The organism is Micromonospora humida, assembly GCF_016901255.1.
GTDB classification, from domain to species: Bacteria; Actinomycetota; Actinomycetes; order Mycobacteriales; family Micromonosporaceae; genus Micromonospora; species Micromonospora wenchangensis.
Window position 1 is genome coordinate 25,072 of sequence record NZ_JAFEUC010000024.1, and the last position, 22,373, is coordinate 47,444.

Annotated in this window: 17 protein-coding genes; 15 read left to right on the forward strand and 2 right to left on the reverse strand. The window is 75.0% G+C overall.

Going from position 1 to position 22,373, the window contains the following annotated elements; all coding sequences use genetic code 11:
* The first annotated feature begins 9 nt into the window (after positions 1-9).
* Together JQX11_RS31510 and JQX11_RS31515 are read left to right on the forward strand one after the other, a co-directional pair.
* A complete protein-coding gene (locus JQX11_RS31510) occupies positions 10-492 on the forward strand; it encodes a phage tail protein (RefSeq protein ID WP_088643766.1) in 483 nt (160 codons plus the stop codon).
* Positions 479-880, forward strand: coding sequence for a hypothetical protein (locus tag JQX11_RS31515; RefSeq protein WP_204928566.1), 402 nt, complete (start codon positions 479-481; stop codon positions 878-880). Before JQX11_RS31510 ends, JQX11_RS31515 begins: the two co-directional genes overlap by 14 nt.
* A gap of 1,206 nt (positions 881-2,086) precedes the next feature.
* Here the strand turns inward: JQX11_RS31515 and JQX11_RS31520 are convergent.
* Complete coding sequence (locus tag JQX11_RS31520; RefSeq protein ID WP_204928567.1) at positions 2,087-2,353, reverse strand: hypothetical protein; 267 nt, start codon at positions 2,351-2,353, stop codon at positions 2,087-2,089.
* Positions 2,354-2,899: 546 nt separating this feature from the next.
* Between JQX11_RS31520 and JQX11_RS31525 the strand changes: the two genes are divergently transcribed.
* From JQX11_RS31525 to JQX11_RS31580, 12 genes are all read left to right on the forward strand, one after another.
* A complete protein-coding gene (locus tag JQX11_RS31525; RefSeq protein ID WP_204928568.1) occupies positions 2,900-4,081 on the forward strand; it encodes an eCIS core domain-containing protein in 1,182 nt (393 codons plus the stop codon).
* A 102-nt stretch (positions 4,082-4,183) separates the two neighbouring features.
* Positions 4,184-4,669 (forward strand): phage tail protein, encoded by a 486-nt coding sequence (locus tag JQX11_RS31530; protein ID WP_088643770.1) that lies wholly within the window; start codon positions 4,184-4,186, stop codon positions 4,667-4,669.
* On the forward strand, positions 4,669-5,799 hold the full coding sequence (locus tag JQX11_RS31535; protein ID WP_204928569.1) for a phage tail protein: 1,131 nt from the start codon (positions 4,669-4,671) through the stop codon (positions 5,797-5,799). Before JQX11_RS31530 ends, JQX11_RS31535 begins: the two co-directional genes overlap by 1 nt.
* 13 nt (positions 5,800-5,812) lie before the next feature.
* Positions 5,813-7,741 (forward strand): phage baseplate assembly protein V, encoded by a 1,929-nt coding sequence (locus tag JQX11_RS31540; RefSeq protein ID WP_204928570.1) that lies wholly within the window; start codon positions 5,813-5,815, stop codon positions 7,739-7,741.
* An 8-nt stretch (positions 7,742-7,749) separates the two neighbouring features.
* Positions 7,750-8,178, forward strand: coding sequence for a GPW/gp25 family protein (locus tag JQX11_RS31545; RefSeq protein ID WP_088643773.1), 429 nt, complete (start codon positions 7,750-7,752; stop codon positions 8,176-8,178).
* Positions 8,178-10,118 (forward strand): putative baseplate assembly protein, encoded by a 1,941-nt coding sequence (locus tag JQX11_RS31550; RefSeq protein ID WP_204928571.1) that lies wholly within the window; start codon positions 8,178-8,180, stop codon positions 10,116-10,118. Before JQX11_RS31545 ends, JQX11_RS31550 begins: the two co-directional genes overlap by 1 nt.
* Positions 10,118-10,666, forward strand: coding sequence for a phage tail protein (locus tag JQX11_RS31555; protein ID WP_204928572.1), 549 nt, complete (start codon positions 10,118-10,120; stop codon positions 10,664-10,666). Before JQX11_RS31550 ends, JQX11_RS31555 begins: the two co-directional genes overlap by 1 nt.
* Entirely contained in the window at positions 10,650-12,566 is a 1,917-nt protein-coding gene (locus JQX11_RS33250) for an NADase-type glycan-binding domain-containing protein (protein ID WP_204928573.1), read from the forward strand. The genes JQX11_RS31555 and JQX11_RS33250 overlap by 17 nt, the downstream gene beginning before the upstream one ends.
* Before the next feature lie 112 nt (positions 12,567-12,678).
* A complete protein-coding gene (locus JQX11_RS31565; RefSeq protein ID WP_204928574.1) occupies positions 12,679-14,100 on the forward strand; it encodes a hypothetical protein in 1,422 nt (473 codons plus the stop codon).
* 14 nt (positions 14,101-14,114) lie between these two features.
* A complete protein-coding gene (locus JQX11_RS31570; protein ID WP_204928575.1) occupies positions 14,115-14,840 on the forward strand; it encodes a hypothetical protein in 726 nt (241 codons plus the stop codon).
* A gap of 126 nt (positions 14,841-14,966) precedes the next feature.
* Positions 14,967-16,292, forward strand: a complete 1,326-nt coding sequence (locus tag JQX11_RS31575) for a hypothetical protein (RefSeq protein WP_204928576.1) — start codon at positions 14,967-14,969, stop codon at positions 16,290-16,292.
* A 12-nt stretch (positions 16,293-16,304) separates the two neighbouring features.
* On the forward strand, positions 16,305-17,729 hold the full coding sequence (locus tag JQX11_RS31580; RefSeq protein ID WP_204928577.1) for a hypothetical protein: 1,425 nt from the start codon (positions 16,305-16,307) through the stop codon (positions 17,727-17,729).
* Here JQX11_RS31580 and JQX11_RS31585 read toward each other — a convergent pair.
* Positions 17,719-21,252 carry a BTAD domain-containing putative transcriptional regulator gene (locus tag JQX11_RS31585; protein WP_204928578.1) on the reverse strand — a complete coding sequence of 1,178 codons (3,534 nt, stop codon included), beginning with the start codon at positions 21,250-21,252 and terminating at the stop codon, positions 17,719-17,721. The two genes, JQX11_RS31580 and JQX11_RS31585, sit on opposite strands and share 11 nt — an antisense overlap.
* A gap of 480 nt (positions 21,253-21,732) precedes the next feature.
* On the opposite strand from JQX11_RS31585, the gene JQX11_RS31590 reads away from it, so the two are divergent.
* Positions 21,733-22,359, forward strand: coding sequence for a helix-turn-helix transcriptional regulator (locus JQX11_RS31590; RefSeq protein WP_204928579.1), 627 nt, complete (start codon positions 21,733-21,735; stop codon positions 22,357-22,359).
* The last annotated feature ends 14 nt before the right edge of the window (positions 22,360-22,373 follow it).

Genomic DNA, 22,373 nt, shown 5'->3' on the forward strand with positions numbered 1-22,373 from the left:
GAAACGAGCATGGCCGGTCAGGGTACCCAGGACCCGAAGCAGAACACCCAGATCATCAGTGCCGCCGTCTTCCGGCTGGAGGTGCCGGGCATGTCGGCGATCAACTTCGCCGAGCTGGTCGGGATCAGCAGCGAGGTGGAGAACGCGGAGTACATGGCCGCCGGCACGACCGGGCCGATCTTCTCCCGGCACTTCGGTCGGACCAAGCCGCCGACGGTCACCCTCAAGCGGGGCCTCGACCTCAACGGCGACCTGTGGCTCTGGCACCAGAAGGTGCGCAACATGATGTACGACGCCTACCGGGACTGCGCCCTGAAGCTCTACGGCCCCGGTGACGACCTCAATGGCGACGCCCGGCTGACGTACATGATGACCAACGCCTGGCCGTCGCGGGTGGAGGTCAGCGGGGTCAAGGCCGGGGCCACCGACATCGTCTACCAGACGGTCACGCTGATGTGCGACGACCTGTTCGACTTCAATGCGCGGATCTAGCCTCGCCGAGCCCGCCGCCGCACCGGCGGCGGGCCTGCGGACCGAGTACCCGTTCGTGCTGCCGCGCGGGCTGGTCGACGACCGGGGCGGGGTGCACCGCGAGGGCACCATGCGACTGGCCACCGCCCGCGACGAGATCACCCCCCAGGGCGATCCCCGGGTACGCCGGAATCCGGCGTTCCTCGCCGTGCTGCTGCTCGCCCGGACGGTGACCCGCATCGGCGGGGTGCAGACCGTCGACGTCGACGTGATCGAGCACCTCTTCGCCTCCGACCTGGCCTTCCTCCAGGACCTCTACCGACGGATCAACCAGCAGGGGCACACCGGGGCAGAGGTGGTCTGCCCCCGCTGCGGGGAGCGCTTCGCGGTGGACCTGGCCAGCGGCTGACCCGACGAATCCTGACCCAGCCCCGGGCGGCCCGACGCCGCACACCCGAACCGGAATCTGAAGGAGGTGGGCATGGCCTGGTCGTTACGGCCCGGACAGCCGTTCTGGCCGCGTCGCCGCCGGATGGTCGGGGCACCCGCACCCGCACCTGTTCCGGTCGCGTCGTGGGTGTCCACCGACCGGTACCCGGTCCTGCCACGCCTGCCCCTGCTGACCGTGGCACCCGCCTCGGCGATGGTGACCATCCCGCAGCCCGGGACGGCCACGGACGACCCGTCGCGGTGGACGGCTACCGCTGCGGCCGGGTGGACGTCACCCGCTCCGGTCCGGCCGGCAGTGGCCGGTCCGGGTGACGGGTGGCCGGTCGCCCCGGTGGCGTACGAGGCACCGCCGACCGGGGACGACGCGTCGCCGTTTCCCTGGTCGGGCGGCCATCTGCCGGGAGTCCCACAACCGGTTGCCGGCCCGGCGACCGGGATGCCGTCGCCACCCGATCCGACCCGGTCGGGCGGCCACGGTTCCGCCCTGGACCGTGGTCCGGCTCCCGACAACGGTCCGGCCCTCGGTCGTGGCGTGACTTCCGGCCACGGTCCGGTCTCCGGCCACGGTCCGGCGGTGGTGCCGGGGGCGATTCCGGGTCCGGCGGGGGACGGCGGTTCGTCGCCGGACGCGGGGTGGAACGTGGCCGGTGGTCCGGCCGTAGACCAGCGTTCGACGGTGCAGCGTGGCCCGAGCGGGGCGGCGAACAGGCCCGGGGGAGAGGGTGCCCTGCCGGCACCGGGTCCGACGGGCGGGCCGGAGAATCCGCAGCAACCACCGTCCGCCGGGCGATCCGAGGGGGCCGGGGAGGATGCCGCAGCCGCCCGGACGGCGGCGCAGTTCGCCGCCGCCGGTCTGCCCACCGCGCAGGTCTGGCCGCCGCCGGGATTCGAGGTCGCCTACCTGGCGGCGGAGGCCACCCGGGCCGCCGAGGAGTCCCGGGCGTCGGCCGGGGGTGGGCGTGCCCGGCCGGCGCAGCCGGACACCGGCCGGGGCACAGCCACCGCCGCCCCGGGTCACGACGGTCGGAGCGATCCGGAGGAGACCCCGCCGTCGGCCGGTGAGGTGCGCCCGGTCGAGGTGGCCTTCGCCGGACGTCGGGGCCGCACCGCCCGACCGACGACGGCGCGACCGCACCAGGAGCCGGCCTTCCCGGCGGACCAGGGATCAGCCGATCCGGGTGGCATGACCGCCCCGCCCACCGTCGCCCCGGGGCGGCCCGCCGGGCCCGCCACCCGGGAAGGCGGGTCCGCCACCCGGGACCAGCCCGAACCGGGCAGCCGGATCGGCCCGGACGATGCCACCGGCAGCGACCGCGACGCCCCCGCCGACCGTCGGCGGGACGGCTCGCCGGGCGGTGGGCAGGACCGGCCGCCGGGCGTCGGGCAGGATCGCCCGGAGTACCCGGCGCGGGTGACCGGTCCGGCGGACCACCGGGGCGGGACCCTCGACGGGGCCGGTGCCGTGGCCGGATCGGCAGCCGCACCGCCGGCACACCCGGCCGGAGGGACCCGGGACGGCGTGACCGCAGGTGCCACGGCACCGACCCGGCGCGCGGACCCGGCCGACTGGCCGGGGTCCGGGAACCGGCCAGTCGCGGACCCCGCCGAGCGGCCGGGGTCCGGGAAGCGGCCAGTCACGGACCCCGACCAGTGGCCGGCGTCCGGGAGCCGGCCAGTCACGGACCCTGCGGAGCGGCCGGCGTCGGAGGGCCAGCCAGGACCGGCGGGGCGCGACATCGCGGACGAGCGGCCGGGGCCGGCGGCAGCGCACGACACCGGGGACTATCGGCCCGCCCCACCGGTGGGGCGCGACACCCACCGCCCCGAGCCGGTGTCCGCGCCGTCGTCCTTCTTCCTCACCCGGCGTCCGGAGCAGTCCCCGCCGGCCGGGCCTCCGTCGGGTGTGGACCGGGAGCACGGCCGGGCCGCACAGGTGCCGCCGGCCGGCCCGGGATCGGCGGAAACGGTGCCGTCCGGCGTGACGCACCCGCCCGTACCGGCAGCCGAGCGGGTCGACCGGCCGATGGCCGTACCAGTGGACGCGCAGGTCCCGGCGTACCCCGTCGGGGTCGTCACGGCCGCGCCGACGGTGGCGGACGACCGGCCGGGCCCGGCACCGACCGCCGTGCGGGAGGCCGGCCCGCTGGCGCACCGCGCGGGTCCGCCGCCCGCTGCGGTGGGCGACCCCGAGCTGCCGGAACAGGTGCCGGCCGCCCTGGTGGACGGCTTCCGGCAGCGGTACGGCGTGGACGTCGCGGCGGTGCCGGTGTGGCGGGGCGCGGCGGCCACGGAGGTGGTGCAGCAGGCCGGAGCGCGGGCGGCGACCCGGGGTGGTGAGGTGCTGCTGCCTGCCTCGGCCGGGCCGCTGGACGCGCCGCCCGCCCGCGCGCTGCTCGCCCACGAGCTGGCCCACGTGGTGCAGCAGCGGGCGTTCGGGGCGACACCGCCGGCCGAGTCGAGCGGCACCGGCCGGGACCTGGAGGCGCGGGCGCTCGCCGCCGAGCACGCCTTCGGCGACGGCGGCGGGCCGGGTGTCGGAGGCCCGCTGCCACCTGTCGCGCCGCCGGCCGACGGAGGTGTCGCGCCGACACCTGCGGGTGCCGCCGGCATCTGGGGGACCACCCCCGGCGGCGGGCTGACCTGGCAGGCGAAGCCCGGTGCGGGAGGCGTACCCCCGGCCGCGCCGACCGGCCCGCCGACCGCCGCGCACCCGCTCCAGCGGGCGGCGATGGACACCCCGGCGGCCACCCTCGACGACCTGCGGGCGCTGGTGCGGGGCGAACTGGACCAGCAGCAGGAAGCCGACCAGCCGGCGGCGGCCGGGCCGCCCCTGGACGCCCTGCGGGCCGAGGTGGCCGCAGCGACGGCGGCACCCGCGGTCGACCGCAGCGCGGGCCGGATCGCCGAGGTACGCGACGCGGTCGAGCGGCTGCGGGCCGAGCTGCGCACGGTGGCCGACCGGGGACGGGCCACGGCGGCCCGGCTGGACCAGGAGGCCGACCGGGTGCCGGACCGGTCGCCGGGCCGGCCGGTAGACCTGGAGAACCCCGACGACCTGGAGGAACTGGCTGGCCGCCTGTACGGGCGGTTACGCGGACGGCTGCGGCAGGAGCTGCTTGTCGACCGGGAACGCAGCGGACGGCTGACCCAGTTCCGCTGAGCACGCCGGGCGGCACGACGCACGGCAGGTGGCAGGACGCACGGCAGGTGGCACGACCGCACGGACGCGGGACCAGGACGAGGCGACGAGGAGGGCGAAACGATGGCAGGCGGTCTTTCCACCGCGGCCCGCTTGATGGGCGGCTTCTTCGAGGTCACCGGCGTCAACCACAGGTACCTCGTGGTCATCGACGACGAGCGGTACAACCTCGGCTCCTGGTCCCGGGTCTCCGGGCTGGGGGTGACCTGGCAGGTCTGCGAGTACCGGGCCGGGGACAGCAACGACGTCTTCACGTACGTGGGGGAGCCGACCTACAGCCGGATCCGGCTCAGCCGGGCTGTCTGCTTCGACTCGCAGGTCGTCCAGGAGTGGCTCTGCCAGCAGGCCAACCGGTACCGCCCGCTCAGCGGCACGATCCAGCTCGTCGACAGCGTCGGCCTGAAGATCGTCGGCTGGGACCTGAAGCACTTCTTCCCGGTCGGCTGGTCGGTGTCGGAACTCGACCCGAGCCACAGCGGGGTGGCGGTCGAGACGCTGGAACTGGCGCACACCGGCTTCCTGCACGACGACGTGAAGTTCTCGCTCTGATGGCCGCCGTCTCCGCAGGCCAGCTCGGCGGGATGCTGGGCGACCCGAGCCAGACCGCGCAGGGGCTCGCCGCAGGCGGCCTGCTCCAGATGTTCCGCGACGGGCCAGGGGTCAAGCGGACCCTCAAGCTCGGCCTGGCGATGCGTTTCCAGGTGACCATCGGCGACGTCCCGATCGGGCTGTGGCGGTCCTGCCGGGGCCTGCGGGCCGACTTCCGGCCCGAGGTGGTCCGGGTGACCGGCGACTACGTCGGCCAGTACCACCTGCCCGGCGAGGTCAGCTACGCCCCGGTCGTGCTGGAACGGGCGGTGCACCGGGAGAGTTCCGCGCAACTGCAACAGTGGCTGGTCGGGGTGCTGCGCTCGTGGCAGGACGGCACCGGCGACGACACCCGGACCACCGCCCGGATCACCCTGCTCGACGCCGACGGCGAACCGGTCACCAGTTGGCTGCTCTACGGCGTACGGCCGTCGTCATGGACGGGCCCGGACCTCTCCTCGGACAGTAACCAGGTCGCGGTGGAACGGCTGGAGCTGGTGCACGAGGGGTTCTTCCCCGACCTGCAGGCCAAGGCGGAGACGGCCACCCTGTCGTCGCCGACGCTGGGCCGGGTCGCGTTCTCCTACAACCCGGCCAAGATGGGCATCACCCGCTCCTCCCGGGCGTCCCAGCTCGTCGGCCGGGGCCGGGGGGTGGAACTCACCTCCGACACCGCGTTGCGGGTGATGGCCGGCGAGGTGCTGCTGGTCGGCGCGGGGGTGGCCCAGGACGTGCAGAAGCTGATCGCCTTCTCCGGCCCACCGAGCGTCGACGAGCAGAGCCGCACCGCGTCCAGCATCGAGCTGCCCCGGTTGACGTTCACCTGGGGGAAGCTGTCGATGGCGGTCAACCTGAGCACGCTGAACGTCAACCTGACCCGGTTCGACGGTGACGGGCAGCCGGTGCGGGCCCAGGCCACCCTGGACCTGATCGTGATCGAGGGGGAGATCTTCCCCAAGCGGGGTGGCCCGGTGCCCACCCGGTCGGTGCGGACCGACCCGGCGCAGTGGCGGCAGCGGGCGCTGGCCAGCGGCCTGGACGACCCGATGCGGGCGCAGGCCAGGGGCGCGTCCGTCGGGGCGCGGCGGTAGTGGGGGCGAGACGATGACCGCGATCGACCGGCACGGCCTGCTCTGGGGTACGGCGACCCTGCGCCCCCGGGTCACCGTCGGCACCGCCGGCCGGGCGCTGCCGACGGCCGCCGCCGACCAGTTGGTACGGGTGGTGGTGGACACCCAGGCCGCCCTGCCGGACATGTTCGAGCTGACCTTCGCCGACCTGGACGGCAACGTGCTGCGCACGGCCGGACTGGAGCTGGGCACCGCCGTGCAGGTCTTCGGCCCGACCGGGGACGGCTCGGCCGAGCACCGGCTGATCAGCGGCGAGGTGACCGCCGTGGAGGGGCACTTCGTGGACGTCAGCGCCCACGTCGTGGTGCGCGGCTACACCCACGACCACCGGCTGCACCGCGTGCGGCGGACCCGTACCTTCCTCAACCAGTCGGATGCGGACGTGGCCCGGCAGGTGGCGACCGCCGCGAAACTGTCGGTCGGCACGATCGACGCCACCACCGGCCGGCTGGCCCACCTGTCCCAGGTCGCCCAGACCGACTGGGAGTTCCTCACCGCCCGGGCCCGGGAGATCGGCTACGAGATCGGCGCCGACGGGGACCGGTTCCACTTCCGCCGGGCGGCCACCGCCCGCCGGGCCGGCAGCCCGGTGCCGTTGACCTTCCGGGGCAACCTGCGCCGCTTCCTGCCCCGGGTCAGCGCCGGCAACCTCGCCCCCGAGGTCGAGGTGCGCGCCTGGGACCCGGTCGCCGCGACGACGGTGGCGAGCCGTACCGGGACCACCGCCGACGGGGTGAGCCTGGCCGGCCGGACGCCGACCGCCGCCGCCGACACGTTCGTCCCCCGGGGTGCGCAGGCACCGCCCCGGGCCGGCAACAGCGCGGTCGGTGACGTCGGGCCGGCCCCCGGACCCCGCGCGCACGTCCTGGTCGGCCGGGGACTGCCCGTGCCCGGCCGGGCCGACGGCGCGGTCACCCAGGTCGCGAAGGGGCTCGCCGCCAGCATCGGTGGCGGCTTCGCCGAGGCGGAGGGGGAGGCGCTGGGCGACGCCCGGCTGGTCGCCGGCACGGCGGTCAAGGTGGACGGGGTGCCGGCCCCGTTCGCCGGCACCTGGACGCTCAGCGCCGCCCGGCACGTCTTCGACGAGGCCGGGGAGGGCTACCGCACCGAGTTCACCGTCGGCGGGACGCAGGACCGGTCGCTGCTCGGACTGGCGAACGTCGGCGGCGGTGGTGACCCGGGCGGCCCGGCCCGGATCGACGGGGTGGTCTGCGGGGTGGTCAGCAACGTCAAGGACCCGCAGAACCTGGGCCGGGTCACCCTGGCGTTGCCCTGGCTGTCGCCGGACCACGAGACCGACTGGGCGCCGGTGGGGCAGCTCTTCGCCGGCCCGACCGGGGGCGCGTTCTTCGTGCCGGAGCCGGGCGACCAGGTGCTCGTCGCGTTCGAGTTCGGCGACGTACGCCGCCCGTACGTGCTCGGCAGCCTGCCCAGCCGGCACACCGGCTACGGCCTGGACGGCGGCCAGTCGTCGTCGACGAAGCCGGGGGCGAGCGGGGTGAAGTCGGTGGGGCAGACCAGCTCGGTGATCCGGCGCGGCCTGCTGTCGCCGTCGGGCAGCCGGCTGGTCTTCCACGACGAGGTGCCGCCCGGCGGCAAGGGGCAGCCGACCGCCGCCGACGTGGTGCTCGGCACCAGGGGAGACAAGCTCTCGCTGGCGATGGACCAGGTGGCCGGCACGGTGACCCTGCGCTGCGCCCCCGACAAACCCGGCAAGTTGCTGATCGAGTGCACCGGACAGACCGCCGTGGAGATCAAGGCCGGTCCGGGCGGCAGCCTCACCCTCGACGGCGGCACCAGCCTGAAGCTCAAGGGCAAGACGGTCGACATCAGCGGTACGCAGGTCAACATCAGCGGCACCGCGTCGACCGCCATCAAGGGCAAACCCATCCAGCTCAACTGAGGAGTGCCATGCAGGCCGACGTCATCGGCACCGGGTGTGCCTTTCCGCTGCGGGTGCAGCCCAACGGTCGACTCGCCACGATCAGCGGCACCGCCCTGCTGGAGCAGGCGATGTGCGTGATCCTGGCGACCTACCCGGGTGAGCGCCCGATGCGGCCGGAGTTCGGCTCCCGGCTGCGCGACTTCGTCTTCGAGCCGGTCACCGGGCAGACCCGGCGGGCGGTGGCGGTGGAGGTGCGCGCCGCCCTGGAACGCTGGGAGACCCGGGCCGAGATCGACGACGTCACCGTCACCGAGGATCCGGCCGGCGGCGACGGGCTGCTGCACATCGAGATCCGCTACCGGGTACGCGACACCGACGAGCCCGGCACCCTCGGGCTCAACCTGCGGACCCTGCCCGGTGACCGGGAACTGACCGGTACGGGGGTGCTCGGCTGATGGCGCTGCCCGCCCCCGACCTCGACGACCGGGGCTTCGACGACCTGGTCGGTGACGCCCGCCGGTTGATCGCCGACCGCTGCCCCGAGTGGACCGACCTGCACCCGGCCGACCCGGGGATCACCCTGATCGAGACGTTCGCGTCCCTGACCGACCAGCTCATCTACCGGCTCAACCGGGTGCCCGACCGGCTCTACGTGAAGTTCCTGGAGCTGATCGGCGTACGCCTGGTGCCGCCCACGGCCGCCCGGACCACGCTGACCTTCTGGCTGTCCACCCCGGCCCGCGCCACCCAGGTCGTGCCGGCGGGGACGCGGGCGGTGACCGTCGGCGACGGCGGGGACCCGCTGGTCTTCGCCACCCTCGCCGACCTCGCCGTGCCGCCCTGCGCGTTGACCCGGCTGCGGGTCCGGACCGCCGACGGGATCACCGACCAGACCGGCGCCCTGGAGCTGGGCGGCCCGGTGGCCGCGTTCTCCCCGGTGCCGCAGCCCGGTGACGAACTGCTGATCGGGCTGGACCGGGCGGTCGGCGGCTGCGCGGTGCGGCTGGAGTTCGAGGGCCGGGTCGACGGCGTCGGGGTCAACCCGCTGCACCCGCCGCTGCGCTGGGAGGCGCGTGGCACCGACGGCTGGCTCGAATGCGAGGTCGGGCTGGACGAGACCGGCGCGTTGAACCGTCCCGGCGCGATCCTGCTGCACGTGCCCGCCGGACACCAGGCGACCCTGGTCGACGGGGAACTGGCCGGTTGGCTGCGGGCCCGGGTGGTCACCCCGCAGGAGGGGCAGCCCGGCTACAGCGCCTCCCCGGTGGTTCTCGGGCTGGCCGCGAACACCGTCGGCGGCACCACCGGGGCGGTGCACGCCGACCTGGTGGACGACGAGGAACTCGGCGACTCCGAGGGGGTGCCCGGCCAGCGGTTCACGCTGACCCGCCGGCCGGTGCTGGCCGGCTTCGGCGACCCGGTGCTGGAGGTCAGTTCCGACGACGGCTGGCAGCGGTGGTCGCCGGTCGAGCACTTCGCCGGCAGCGGCCCCGAGGACCGGCACTTCCTGCTCGACGGGGTGGCCGGTGAGGTGGTGTTCGGCCCGGCCGTCCGGCAACCCGACGGCACGTTGCGCCGCTACGGCGCGGTGCCGCCCCGGGGCGGTCGGCTGCGGCTGCGCCGCTACGCGGTGGGCGGCGGCAGCCGGGGCAACGTCGGCGTCGGCGCGGTCACCGCGTTGCGGACCTCGATCCCGTACGTCGCCGGGGTGGAGAACCGGCACCCGGCCAGCGGCGGGGTGGACGGCGAAACCCTGGACGAGGCCCGCCGCCGGGGCCCGCTGACCCTGCGCAGCCGCAGTCGCGCGGTGACCGCCGAGGACCACGAGGTGCTGGCCCGGGAGGCCGCCCCGGAGCTGGCCCGGGTCCGCTGCGTGCCGAGCAACGGGGACGGACCGCCGGTGGCGCGGCTGCTGGTGGTGCCGGCGGCGCCCGCGCAGGACGGGCGGCTGCGGCTGGAGGACCTGATCCCGGCCGAGTCGAGCCTCGCCCGGGTGGCCGGGCGGCTGGACGCCACCCGGCTGATCGGCACCCGGGTGGTCGTCGAGCCGCCCCGCTACCGGGGCGTGACGGTGGTGGCCCGGGTCGTCGCCCGGCCCCGGGTCGTCGTCGAGCGGGTCCGGGAGGAGGGCCTGGCCGCCCTGTACGGCTTCCTCAGCCCGCTGGCCGGCGGCGGCCCGGACGGTCGGGGCTGGCCGTTCGGGCGTCCGGTGCAGGCCGGTGAACTCTTCGCCGTGTTGCAGCGGGTACGCGGGGTGGAGCTGGTGGAGGACCTGCGGCTGTTCACCGCCAACCCGGTGACCGGCGAGCGGGGCACCGAGGCCGGCCGGATCGACCTGGAACCGGACAGCCTCGTCTTCTCCTTCGACCACCAACTCCGGGTGGAGGAGCACTGATGCGCGGCCCGGTCGACGTGGCGATGCCGTACCCGATCGCCGGTTTCCTGCCCGCCCTGTTGCAGGAGGACGACCTGCTGGTGCGCTGGACCGAGGGGCTGGACGAGGTGCTCGCACCGGTGGTGTCCACCCTCGACTGTCTCGACGCGTACCTGGATCCGGAGCTGACCCCGCCGGACTTCCTGCTCTGGCTCGGCCACTGGGTCGGTGCCCAGCTCGACGAGAACTGGCCGGTCGAGCGGCAGCGCGCGATGGTGGCCGGCGCGGTCGTCGCGCACCGGCTGCGCGGGACGGTCGCCGGGCTGCGGATGGCCCTGGAGCTGGCGACCGGGGGCGAGGTGGAGGTCCTCGACTCGACCGGGGTGTCCTGGTCGACCCGGCCGGAGCCGCTGCCGGACTCGCTGCCACCGGCCCGGGTGCACGTCCGGGTGCGGGTGGACGATCCGGCCGCGGTGGCCCGGCACGCCCTCGACGAGCTGTGCCGTGCGGTCGTACCGGCGCACGTGACGACGACCCTGGAGGTGCTCGACCGTGATCATCTGTCGTGAGTGCGGCAACCACAACGGTGACGCGGACACCTTCTGCGGTTCCTGCGGCAGCTTCCTGGAGTGGACCGGCGAGAAGACCGTGCCGAAGATCCCGGTCGAGACGGTCCAGGAGGCGGAGCAGGAGCTCCGGCAGAAGCCGACGCTGCTGCAACGTATCGCCGGGGTGATCGCGCCCGCGCCGGGCGGCTCACCTGTCGACGAGGGTGTGGTGCGGGTCGGCAGCGGGACGGGCCGGGGAGCGTCCGGCCTGCCCGGCGGCCCACCGGGTCTGCGTCCCGGGCCGCCGGGGGCGGGTCCGGCTGGGGGCCGCCCGGGTCCGCCCGGGGTGGGTCCGCCGGGGACGCGGCCGGGTCCGCCCGGCCTGGGCCCGCCCGGTGCGATGCCGCCCGGTGTGCGTCCCGGCCCGCCGGGGACGACGCCGCCGGGCGTCCGGTCCGGTCCGCCCGGGTCGCGGCCGGGTCCGCCGGGGTCCGGTCCGCCGGGCGTCCGGTCCGGTCCGCCGGGCACCGGCTCTCCCGGGGTGCGGTCCGCGCCGCCGGGGACGTCGCCGGCCGGGTCCTCCGCTGCCGGCGGGCCGGCCGCGACGGTTGCGCCCGACGGCGGTCCGGCACCGGTGTCGACGCCGCCGCGCCGGTTGCCACCGCCGCCACCGGGGGTGCCGGCCGCCCGGCTGCCGGACCGGGCGGCCCGTACCGTGCCGCCGGGTGCCCGTACCGGCCCGTCCGGGGTGGACCCGGCGGCCGGCGGGACGTCGTCGCCGGCCGAGGACACCCCGGCCGGTCCGCCGGACATCGTCCCGACCGTGGCCGTCGGGTCGCCGCGCCGGCTGCCGCCCCCACCGCCGGGGGTGGCCGGGGCGAAGCTGCCGACCGCTCCGAGGAATCCGGCCTTCCCGCCCCGGCGCGACACGCGTGCCGCGCCGCACACCAGCGCCTTGGTCGCCGCCGACGGGTCGGTCGACTCCGTGCTGCCGGGCGCGCCGGCCACCGGCGGGCGGGTCGGTTCCCGGGCCACCGCCGCCGCGACCGTCGAGCCCGAGGAGGTCAGCCCGCAGGCGGTCCGGCCCCGGGTGGCCACCGTCGGCGCGAAGGCATCCACCCGTCGACGGCAACCCGGTGACCTGATCTGCGGCGAGTGCGGCGAGGGCAACGCGCCGACCCGCCGGTTCTGCAGCCGGTGCGGCGACTCGCTGCGGACCGCCCAGGTGGTGCGTCGACGCTGGTGGCAGCGCCTGCTGCCGCGCCGTGGCCCCCGGGTCACCGCGGCCGGGACCCGTCCCGGCGCGCCCGGCGGCGGCCGACCCGGTGGGGTCGGTGGCGTGCTGCACGCGATCTACCAGCGGTCGAACGCGGTCGCCGCGGTGCTGCTCTTCGCGATCGGGGTGGCCTACCTGATCTATCCGCCGCTGCGGGAGCGGATCAACGGGGCGGTGTCCGGGCCGGTGACCGGGGCGCGGGACTGGGCCGACCGGAAGATCAACCCCCGGTTCGTGGCGGTCCGGCCGGTGCAGGTGACCGGCGGCGCGTCGGTCCGCGACCACGGGCCGGAGCTGAGCGTCGACCAGTACCGCAACACGCACTGGCAGGTGCGCTGGGACAAGGAGAAGCCGCCGACGGTCACCCTGCGCTTCGCGGCGAAGGTCGACCTGGAACGGCTGATCGTGACCGCCGGCACGGCCGAGGACTACACCGCGACCCACCGGCCGATGACCCTGCACCTGGTCTACTCCACCAACCGGTCGGACACCCTCACCGTCGAGGACACCGGGGAGCCCCAGACGTTGACCCTCGACGGGGCCGACGGGGTCACCACCGTGCAGATCCAGGTCACCGACGTGCACCGGGCCGAGAAGGGCACCGACGTGACGGTCAGCGAGTTCGAGTTCTTCGCCCGGGAGTGAGCGGTCGCCGGGCAGCGGGTGACGTCGGGGCACCGGGCCCCGGCGGCGGCACCCGACAACCACCACCACCGTCGGCCGACCGGTCCGACGGTCCCACGTCGGAGGTGTATCCGTGACAGAAGTCGCCATCGCCCTGAACACCACCGCGAACATGATCGGGTTCGCGCAGGGTCAGGCCAAGGGCCTGACGGACGGGGTGTTCCAGGTCAACGGGTTCAGCAACGCCGGGTTCCGGACCGAGCTGCCGCTGAACCAGTTGATCTCACCGGTGCCGATCGCCCACGGCCAGCTCGTCATGGTCCAGGGCGGCCAGTCCCGGCAGCACGTCTACTGGCTGCGCTACGTGCGCCGGGGCATCGGGATCACCGACAAGAAGCGGGTCTGCGTGGAGCTGCTGGTGCGCTTCACGACCTTCGACTACGTACCGAAGGACGGTGAGGGTGGCCCGACCGAGCAGGAGCTGGAGATCCTGCGCGACTACCCGCTCTGGGGGATCACCGACCTGAGCGTGTCGCTGCTGGCGACCGGCCGGGGGCGTAACCCGTTCAACAAGTTCAACGAGTCCGGCAGCCTGACCTTCGAGGTGGCCGCCGTCAATGGCGGCATGCCCCACCTGCGGATCAACTACCGGGTGCAGCACCAGGCGAAGAACCTGCTCGGCGCGCCCCTCGGGTTGAGCCACAACGACGTCGGCGCGTTCCTGGTGCACAGCAACGGCAGCTTCGAGATCAACCCGGGGGAGGGGCGGACCGAGAAGCACTTCCGGATCACCCCGCTCAGCGGCAGCGTGCACGACCGCCCGACCCGGGCCGTGCCGGAGGACGAGGACGGTCAGCCGGTCACGACCGGCATGCTCAAGGCCCAGCGCATCGAGCTGGGTGGGATCGACCGCGGTGGCCGGATGCTCGACCCGCACGAGCACAAGGGCATGAAGGTGATCGGCTTCGAGCGGATGGACGGCCCGAACACCATCACCGTCCTCAACGACGGTCAACCGCCGGTGGTCGCCTCGGCGGCGGACGACGAGGGGCACGAGGCGTCGCTGCGACTGGAGTACGTCCGCGACGGGGCCGTGCTGGGCCGGAAGGTCCGCACCAAGATCAAGGCGTTGCTGCTGCTGCGGTTCACCATGGTTTCGTACGTCACCGCGCCCGACGACGGCCACCGGCAGATGGTCTACGTGGGCGGGGTGCGCTACACCGCCTTCCGCAACGTCTCGCTGCGGGTGCTGGAGGTTGGGCACGGCGATCCGGTGGTGGTCGGCGAGAAGGGCCGGCAGTACGACGTCGACGCGGTCAAGAACCGGCACCACGAGGAGTCGACGTTGTTCTTCGGGCCGTACGTCGAGGAGGTGCCGGGGCAGGTCGGGGTGCAGCTACGCATCGACTGGACGGCCGAGCACGCCGGCGCGGACGGGCGGAGCCGCCAGCACAGCAACAAGGGGCAGTTCCGCCTCGGGATCGACTCGTCCGGCAGCCCGGTGCTCCGCCTGCTCGACGCCGACAGCAACAAGTACTTCACGGTCACGGGCTGAGGGGGAGACGACCGATGAACTATCCGGAGACCTTCGACACCACCGGCCCGGCCGGCCTCGACGACGCGTACGCCTACCTCTGCTGGGCGGCGGTCAGCGCGCACGGCATCCTCGCCGAGCAGCCGGACGCCGGCTGGGAGCAGGTGCCGGACCTGCTCGGGCAGGGCTGGGGCGACCCGGGTTGGTACCAGCGCAACGGCTGGCTGGCCGACTTCTACGACACCGTCTACCACCACGCCAGCGCCTTCCCGCCGGTGCAGATCTTCGCCGTCGACGAGCTGGGTGAGCCGGCGACGGAGATGGCCCGGGTGATCGACTCGGTGACCCAGAACTGGATCGCCGCCGCGCACCAGGCCGCCGACCAGGACGGCTACGACCAGCACAACTACGACCAGGCCGGGCAGGACTACGACCAGGCCGGCTACGACCAGGCCGGGCAGCACTACGACCAGCACGACCAGGACGGCTACCAGCAGCAGGAACACGGGCCGGACGGGTCGGCGTACCCCACCGGGCAACCGGAACCGGCCGATCAGGTCGGGCCGACCGACCAGGTCGAGCCGGTCGGGCCGACGCCGGAACCACTGGCCGACCTCGACCCGGAGGCCGCCCGGGAGGTGCTCGACCGGGTGGTCGACGACGAGGTGGACGACCTCTCCGTGGCCGACCAGCGGGTCCTGGCCACGGTGCTGACCGTCGAGAAGTACCAGTACCTGGCCCGCGAGTACGACCTGGTGTGACCCGACCGGTGCCGGGCCGGGACCGCCCCACCAGCGGCTCCCGGCCCGCCACCGGCGGGCCCGATGGACCGACCGGCCATCGTCGTGCCCGGGGCCCGTCGACCGGTCGAGCAGGGACGACACCCCGTGACCAGCATCGAGTACGAGCCGGAGGAGCTGTCCGGCAACCGGTTCGCCGTGACCGGCTTCCGGGACGCCGGACTGCCGGTCGGGGAGTTCCTCGCCGACGACCTGTGGCCCGACGGGTTCGACGGCGCGGTGTGGCTGGACCGGGGCACCCGGATCCACCGGCACTGCTACTGGCTGCGCTACCGCCACCGGGGGCCGGGGGGCCGCAAGCTGGTCGCGGCGGAGTTCCTGATTCGGTTCGGCACCTTCCCCTACCGGCACCGCCCCGGCACCGACAGGTACTCGCCCCGTTCGGCGGCACCGCTGCCGGGCCTGTGGGGGATCGAGGACCTGAGCATCTCGCTGCGGGACACGGGTGCCGGCGGCCGGAACCCGTTCAACAAGTTCAACGACCCCGGCCACCTCGTCTTCGAGCCGACGATGGTGTTCGCCCCCGCTGCAGGCACCGGTGCCCCGGTGCCGGCGATCCGGATCGGGTACCGGGTCCGGCACGCGGAGAACCCCGTGCTCGGTCCGGCGGTCGCCCCGGGCCACGAGGAGACCGGGGCGTTGACCGTGCACAGCGACGGCGCGGTCACGCTGGAACCGGCGTCCGGGTCCTCGTCGTGGCGGCTGGTCCCGGTCAGCGGTGCGGTGCACGGGCGGCCGTTGGTCGGGGCCGACCCGCCGCCCACCCGCAGCCTCACCGTCTACCGGGCGACCGGCGTCACCGTCCCGCCGCCGGTGACCGCCCTGCGGGTGCTGACCGGCCGGGCCCGCCGGGGCGCGGTCGAGGTGCAGGGATTCGAGCAGGTCGCAGGCCCGCCGCAGATCGAGGTGTGGCACGACGGGCACCCGCGCCGGCACCGCGCGTCGATGGGCGTCGACACCCGGGACGACGGCATGATCGTGGAGTACGCCCGGCCCGGTGACCCGGCCGAGGGCCCGCGGGCCGGCCGGGTCCGGGCCCGTCTCGCGTTGCACCTGCTCACCTGCTCGTACCTGGTCGAGTCGAACGAGTTCGCCGACGCTGTGGTCTTCCACCACGGCCGCCGCCACCCCGGGTTCGCCGACGTGTCGCTGCGCCCGCTGCCCGACGACGCCGACCCCGCCCCGCCCGGGTCGGTCGGCTCGCGGCTGCGGTTCGTCCCCGAGTGGTACGACGGCCCGGACGGCGACCTGCCGGGCCTGCTCGTCCGCTGGTCCGAGGTGGCGGTGGCCCCGGCCACGGGCCCCGGCACCCCGCTCGGCGGCACGTTCCTGATCACCGTGGACGCCTCCGGCGGGCCGCTGGTCCGCTTCGGCGACGAGCAGACCTACCGCCACCTGACCGTGACCAACTGAGCGGAGGACACCGTGCCGAGTCGGATGCGGCTGGTCGGCTACCGGCCCGACCCACCGGTGGGCGACGCCTTCACGGTCACCGGGTTCGCCGGTGCCGGCTTCCCCGAGCAGGCGACCCTGCGGGACCTGGTCACCCCGGCGCAGCCCTACCTCGCCGGCACCGGGATGATCCGGGGCGAGCAGCAGCGGCGGCACTCGTACTGGCTGCGCTACCTGCGTCGGCGGGGCGGCCCGACCGGCCCGAAGCGGGTCTGCGTGGACCTGCTGGTCCGGTTCACCACCTTCGACTACGTGCCCGCCGACGTCGGGGCCGGCCCGGCGTCGTCCCGGCAGGCCGCGTTGGCGTCCTTCCCCTGCTGGGGCGTCGCCGACCTGAGCGTGTCGCCGCACGCCGTCACGGCCGGCCGCAACCCGTTCAACAAGTTCAACGAGGTGGGTTCGCTGGTGTTCACCGCCCGGCTGGAGGCCGGCCACGGGACGATGCCGGCGGTCCGGGTCGGCTACCGGGTGCACCACGAGCGGACCACTGTCGACGGGGTGCTGCTGACCCCGGAACACGACGAGGTGGGGTCGTTCCTGGTGCACAGCGACGGGCTGTTCGAGGTGGCCGACCGGTCCCCGGCGACCCGCGCCCACTTCCTCGTCACGCCTGTCGACGCCGGGGTGCACGACCGGCCGCCGGTGGCGCTGGCCGCCGCCCGGCGACCCGACGCGGCCCGCCCGGTGTGGCACGCGACCGGGCTCACCACCGCCCCGACCGCGCTCGCCGCGCCCCGGCTGACGTCGTACGCCGACGACACCGTCGTGGTGACCGGCTTCGACGGGCTGGACGGCCCGCAGACGCTGACGGTCCGCGACGCGGCAGGTGGGCAGCGGACGGCGATGCTGGACGCGGCGACCCCGGAACCCGGCGCGTTGCTGCTGGCCTACCGGGCCGACCCGGGGCCGGGGCGGGCCGGTGGCGTCCGGCTGCTGCTGGGGCTCCGGTTCACTATGCACCGTTACCTGGTCGCCCCGGCCGGCGTCGACCGTGGCACCGCCCACCGGCCGCCCGAGGACGGCGACGCGCACGTCGACGCCTACTACGGCGACGACCCGACGGCCAACCGGGAGGCGTGGCCGGTGCTGTGGCACCGGGGACGGCGGCACCCCGGCCTGCTACAGGTCGCGCTCCTGGTGTCCGGGGTCGACGGCGGGCCCGGTCCGCGGGCCGTGCGCAACAGCACCGGAGCGTGGACCCGGCTGGTGCTCACCCCCGACTGGGAACCGGGCGGCGACGACCACCCGCCGCGCCTACGGATCGGTTGGCACGCGTCGCACGGGGACGACACCGTCCCGGTCGAGGGCCGGCTGGCGTTCGACGTGGACTCCGCCGGCCGACCGACCCTGGCCCCGCTCGACGACGAGAGCCGCCGCCGGTTCACCGTCACGGGCTGACCGGCACGTCCTCGTCGCGGGCGGGCCGCAGCCGCCGGGACAACTCGGCGATCTCCCGCCGGTACGTGGCCTGCTGGGCCGCGTCGACGCCGCCGTCCGCGCCGAGCGCGACCAGCAGCCGCAGCGCGCGGACCTGGCCGAGCAGGTGCCCGGTCTCCCGGTGGGTCGCCAACGCCTCCTCGGCGGTGCGGGCGGCGGTCATCGGGCCGGTGGCCCGCAGCGCCTCGGCCGCCACCATCAGCGCGTGCCCCTCCCACACCCGGTAGCCGGCGGCGCGGGCCACCGCGCGGGCCTGCCGGGCCAGCGCGACCGCCTCCGTCGGATCGGTGTCCCGGTGCACCTCGGCCAGCCCGATCAGGGCCTCGACCTCCTCACCCCGGGCCCCGCCGGAGCGGGCGAGGTCGAGCGCCCGCCGGTGTTCGGTCGTCGCAGCCGGATCACCGTTGCGCAGGTGGATCGCGCCCAGCACGTTGCGGGCGGCGGCCTGCTGGGCGGGGTCGCCGATCAGGTCGGCGAGGGCCAGCGCGGCGTCGGCCAGCTCGGTCGCCGGACCCAGGTCACCGCTCTGCGCGCGCAGCGCCGCCAGCCGGCGCAGGCTCTCCGTCTCGGTCGGCCGGTAGCCGGTGCGCCGGCTCAGCTCCAGCGCCTCCCGCAGGTGGTCGAGGGCCTCGTCGTGCTGGCCGAGGGCGTGCTGCACCTCACCCAGGTTGCTCAGGCTGATCCCGGTGCTCATCCACATCCCGGTGCTGCGGGTCAACGTCAACGCCTGCCGGAAGACCTCGGCCGCCTCGCGGAGCCGTCCCATGTCCCGGTAGATCACCCCGAGGTTGCCGAGGCTGGTGCTGAGCCGCTCCGGGCCGCCCAGACGTTCGTGGATGCTGACCGCGAGCCGGGTCAGCTCCGCCCCCTCGGCCAGCCGGCCGGCCCGCAGGTGCACCAACCCGCAGGTGCCGTACGCCGCCGCCAGGCCCTCCGGCCAGGCCGCCCGGTGCGCCGCGTCGATCATGGCGGTGGCGTGGGACAGGCCCACCGCGTACTCGCCGCGACGCAGGTGCAGGCTGGCCAGCCCGAGCCGGCTCGCGGCCTCGCCGGCGTGGTCGCCGGCCTGCTGCGCGGCGTGCAGCGCGCTGGTCGCGGCGACCAGTCCGTCGCTGTGCGGGCGGAACTGGAAGTAGCCGCGCAGCGCGTCCGGGATCCGCCAGGCGGCCGGGTCGGCGTCGGGTTCGGCGGCGTGCGCGATCACCCGCATCAGGTTGGTGTGTTCCTCCTCCAGCCAGGCCATCGCCCCGGCGGAGGTGGGGAACGGCGACGCCCCGGCGGCCGGTCCGGTCCCGTCGGGCGGCAACCGCACCAGGTGCGGGTAGACGGCGACGGCGGCGGCCTCGGTGCGCTGCCGGTACCAGCCGTACAGACGCCGGGTGGCGGCCCGCAGCTCCGGCCCGGGGTCCTCGGCGGTGGCCCGTTCCCGGGCGTAGAGCCGCAGCAGGTCGTGGAACGTGTACCGGCCGGGTGCTACCTGCCCGACGAGGTGCGCGGCGGCGAGCCGGTCCAGCTCGCGGGCGGCCACCGGCTCGTCGATCCCGGCCAGCGCGGCGGCGGCGGCCACCGTGACGTCCGTCCCGGGTGCCGTGCCCAGCAGCCGGAACAGCCGTCGTGCCGGGGCGGGCAGGGCGGCGTACGACAGGTCGAACGCGGCCCGGACGGCTGCCTGGTCGTCGCCCTCGATACGCAGGTCGGCGAGCTGGTTGCCGGCGGTCAGCCGGGCGGTGTGCGCGCTGATCGACTGGTCGGGCTGGTCGATCAGGTTGGCGGCGGCGATCCGCAGGGCCAGCGGCAGCCGGGCGCAGACCGTCGCCAGCTCGGCGATCTCGGTGGCGCGGGCGACCCGTTCGGTCGGGATGATCCTGGTGAGCAGGGTGCCGGCCTCGGCGGCGGTGAGCACGTCGAGATCGATGCGGCGCGCGCCGTCGACCGCGACGAGCCCGCTGAGCCGGTCCCGGCTGGTGATCAACGCCAGGCAGCCGGCGCTGCCGGGCAGTAGCGGGCGCACCTGGTCGGCGCTGGCGGCATTGTCCAGCACCACGAGCATCCGGCGACCGTCCAGCATGGTACGCAGCAGCGCGGCGGCCTGCCCGGCGTCGACCGGCACCTGCTCGGCCGGCACCCCGAGCGCGTGCAGGAACCCGGCCAGGGCCTCCTCCTCGCGTACCGGGCTGGCCGTCGAGTAGCCGCGCAGGTTGACGTAGAGCTGCCCGTCGGGGAAGTGCCGACGCACCCGGTGCGCCCAGTGCACCGCCAGGGCGGTCTTGCCGACCCCGGCCATCCCGGTGATGGCGGAGATGACCACCGGACCCCGGGTCGCCGTCTCCCCGGCCAGCAGCGCGTCGAGCGCGGCCATCTGGGTGTCGCGTCCGGTGAAGTAGGCGACGTCGGGGGGCAGTTGTGCCGGCGGGCGGTGGCTGGGCGGGCGGGCCGGCGACGACGTCTCGGGCCGGTGCGGTGCCGCCCCGGGACGTACGGCCGGGGCGTCACCGGCGGCCGGGCGGGCGACCACCCGGGGCAGGTCCTGGCGCAGGATGCGCAGCTGTGCCTCGCGCAGTTCCGGGCCGGGTTCCACGCCGAGCTGCTCGGCGAGGCGGTCCCGCAGCTTGCGGTGCAGGGTCAGCGCACGGGCCTGCTGGCCGCAGGCGGCGAGGGCGAGCATGAGCCGGGCGTGCACCTGTTCGTGCAGTGGTTCGTGGCGGGCCACCGCGTGCAGCTCCCGGACCGCCCGGTCGGGCAGTCCCAGGTCGACGGCGAGCGTCGCGTAGGTGACGGCGGTGGCGATGCGGCGACGGTTCAGGGCGACGGCGGTCGGGTGCTGGGCCAGGCTCGCCGCCGCGTCGGCCAGGACCGGCCCACGCCACAGCGCCAGTGCGCCGGCCAGCCGGTCCAGGCTGGCCAGGTCGCCCGCGACGCTGCCCTCGGCGCGTTCGATCACGGTGGCGAACTCGCTCAGGTCGAGCTGGGTGGGGCCGACCCGGAGCCGGTAGCCGCCACCGACGTGGGTGATGGTGGTGCCGGTGTTCCCGGGCCGGTCCAGCACCCGGCGCAGCCGGGCGACGTAGGTGTGGACGAGGTTGAGGCAGCTGTCCGGCGGGTCGTGGCCCCAGAGCACGTCGACGATCTCGTGGCGGGACACGATCGTGTCCGGGTGCAGGGCGAGCAGGCCGAGCAGCATCCGTTGCCGGTTGGCGCCGAGCGCGACCGGTTCGGCCCCGACCTGGATGCGCAGCGGGCCGAGCACGTCGATGCGGAGGGTGGGTGCCGACGCGGCGGGTGGCGCGGGGCCGGGTGGCTCCAGGTGGGGCAGCCCGACGGCGTCGGCGATGCGTCGGAGGGATTCGGCCCGGGGGTTGCGGACCCGGCCCTGTTCGATGTCGCGCACCGCCCGGACACTGATTCCTGCCCGTTCGGCCAGCTGCTCCTGGGTCAACCCGGCACCCAGTCGTCGTCGTCGGATCTCAGCACCGCCGTCGGCCATCGACCGGCCTCCCTGTCATGGCTGCGCGTCCTTCCCACCAGCGCGGCCAGCACATGATTCTGCCGGTTGACCGGTCGGATGACCATGATCTTCCACACTCATTCACCGGGTGACACGCCGCCGAAACCTGCCGATCGGGCAGCAGCGGTCGCCCGTCGGGGCAACGGTTCTGCCGGTTCTGCCGGTGCTCCGGCGGCTCACTTTTGGACGGTCGTGCATTTGAGCAGCTCAAAACGTTGCCGCCCGGCAAGGATGTCGATTCGACGGCGTCCAGTCGGCCTCCAGTGCCCGGCCGACCACCGTCTCTACCGTGGACCACGGACACCGCCACCACCCGTCGGCCGGTGTCCACCTCGGCGAAGCGACTTGCACCGGTCACGGAACCGCACGGCACCGGCCTCCGGACCACCGATCTGTCCCCCTGCTGAACGGCAGCCTGGCAGCTGACGCTCGACTCAGCCCGGAAGCTAAGGAACCGCCATGAACGGACGTGCCCAGACCTACATCCGTACCCCCGACCCGATCTCCACGGCCGGGATCACCGCGGCGCTGCGGGGCCGGGCCGAGATCGAGGTCGTGCCCGCGCAGATGATCACCGCGGAGACCGTCGGCGTGGTCGCCGCCGACACCCTCGACCACGGCACGCTCGACGTGCTCCGCGCCGTACGCCGGCTGGGCTGCCGGCGGTTCGTGCTGGTCGCCGCCGTCGAGTCGGACTCGGCCCTGATCCCCGCGGTGGAGTTGGGGGTACGCGCCCTCGCCTCGCGCACCGAGGCGACCGGTCACCGGCTGGCCCAGCTCGTGGTCAGCACCGCCTCCGGTGGCGCGGCGATGCCCCCGGAGGTGCTCGGGATGCTGGTCAAGCAGGTGACCCGGCTCCAGCAGACGGTGCTCGCCCCGCGCGGCATCGACGTCAACGGTCTCTCGGTGCGGGAGAGCGAGATCCTGCGGCTGGTGGCCGACGGGATGGACACCCGGGAGGTGGCGACCCGGTTGAGCTACTCGGAGCGGACCGTCAAGAACGTGCTGCACGACATCACCAGCCGGTTCCAGCTCCGCAACCGCACGCACGCGGTAGCGTACGCGGTCCGGGAGGGGCTGATCTGACGCTCGGGAGGCGG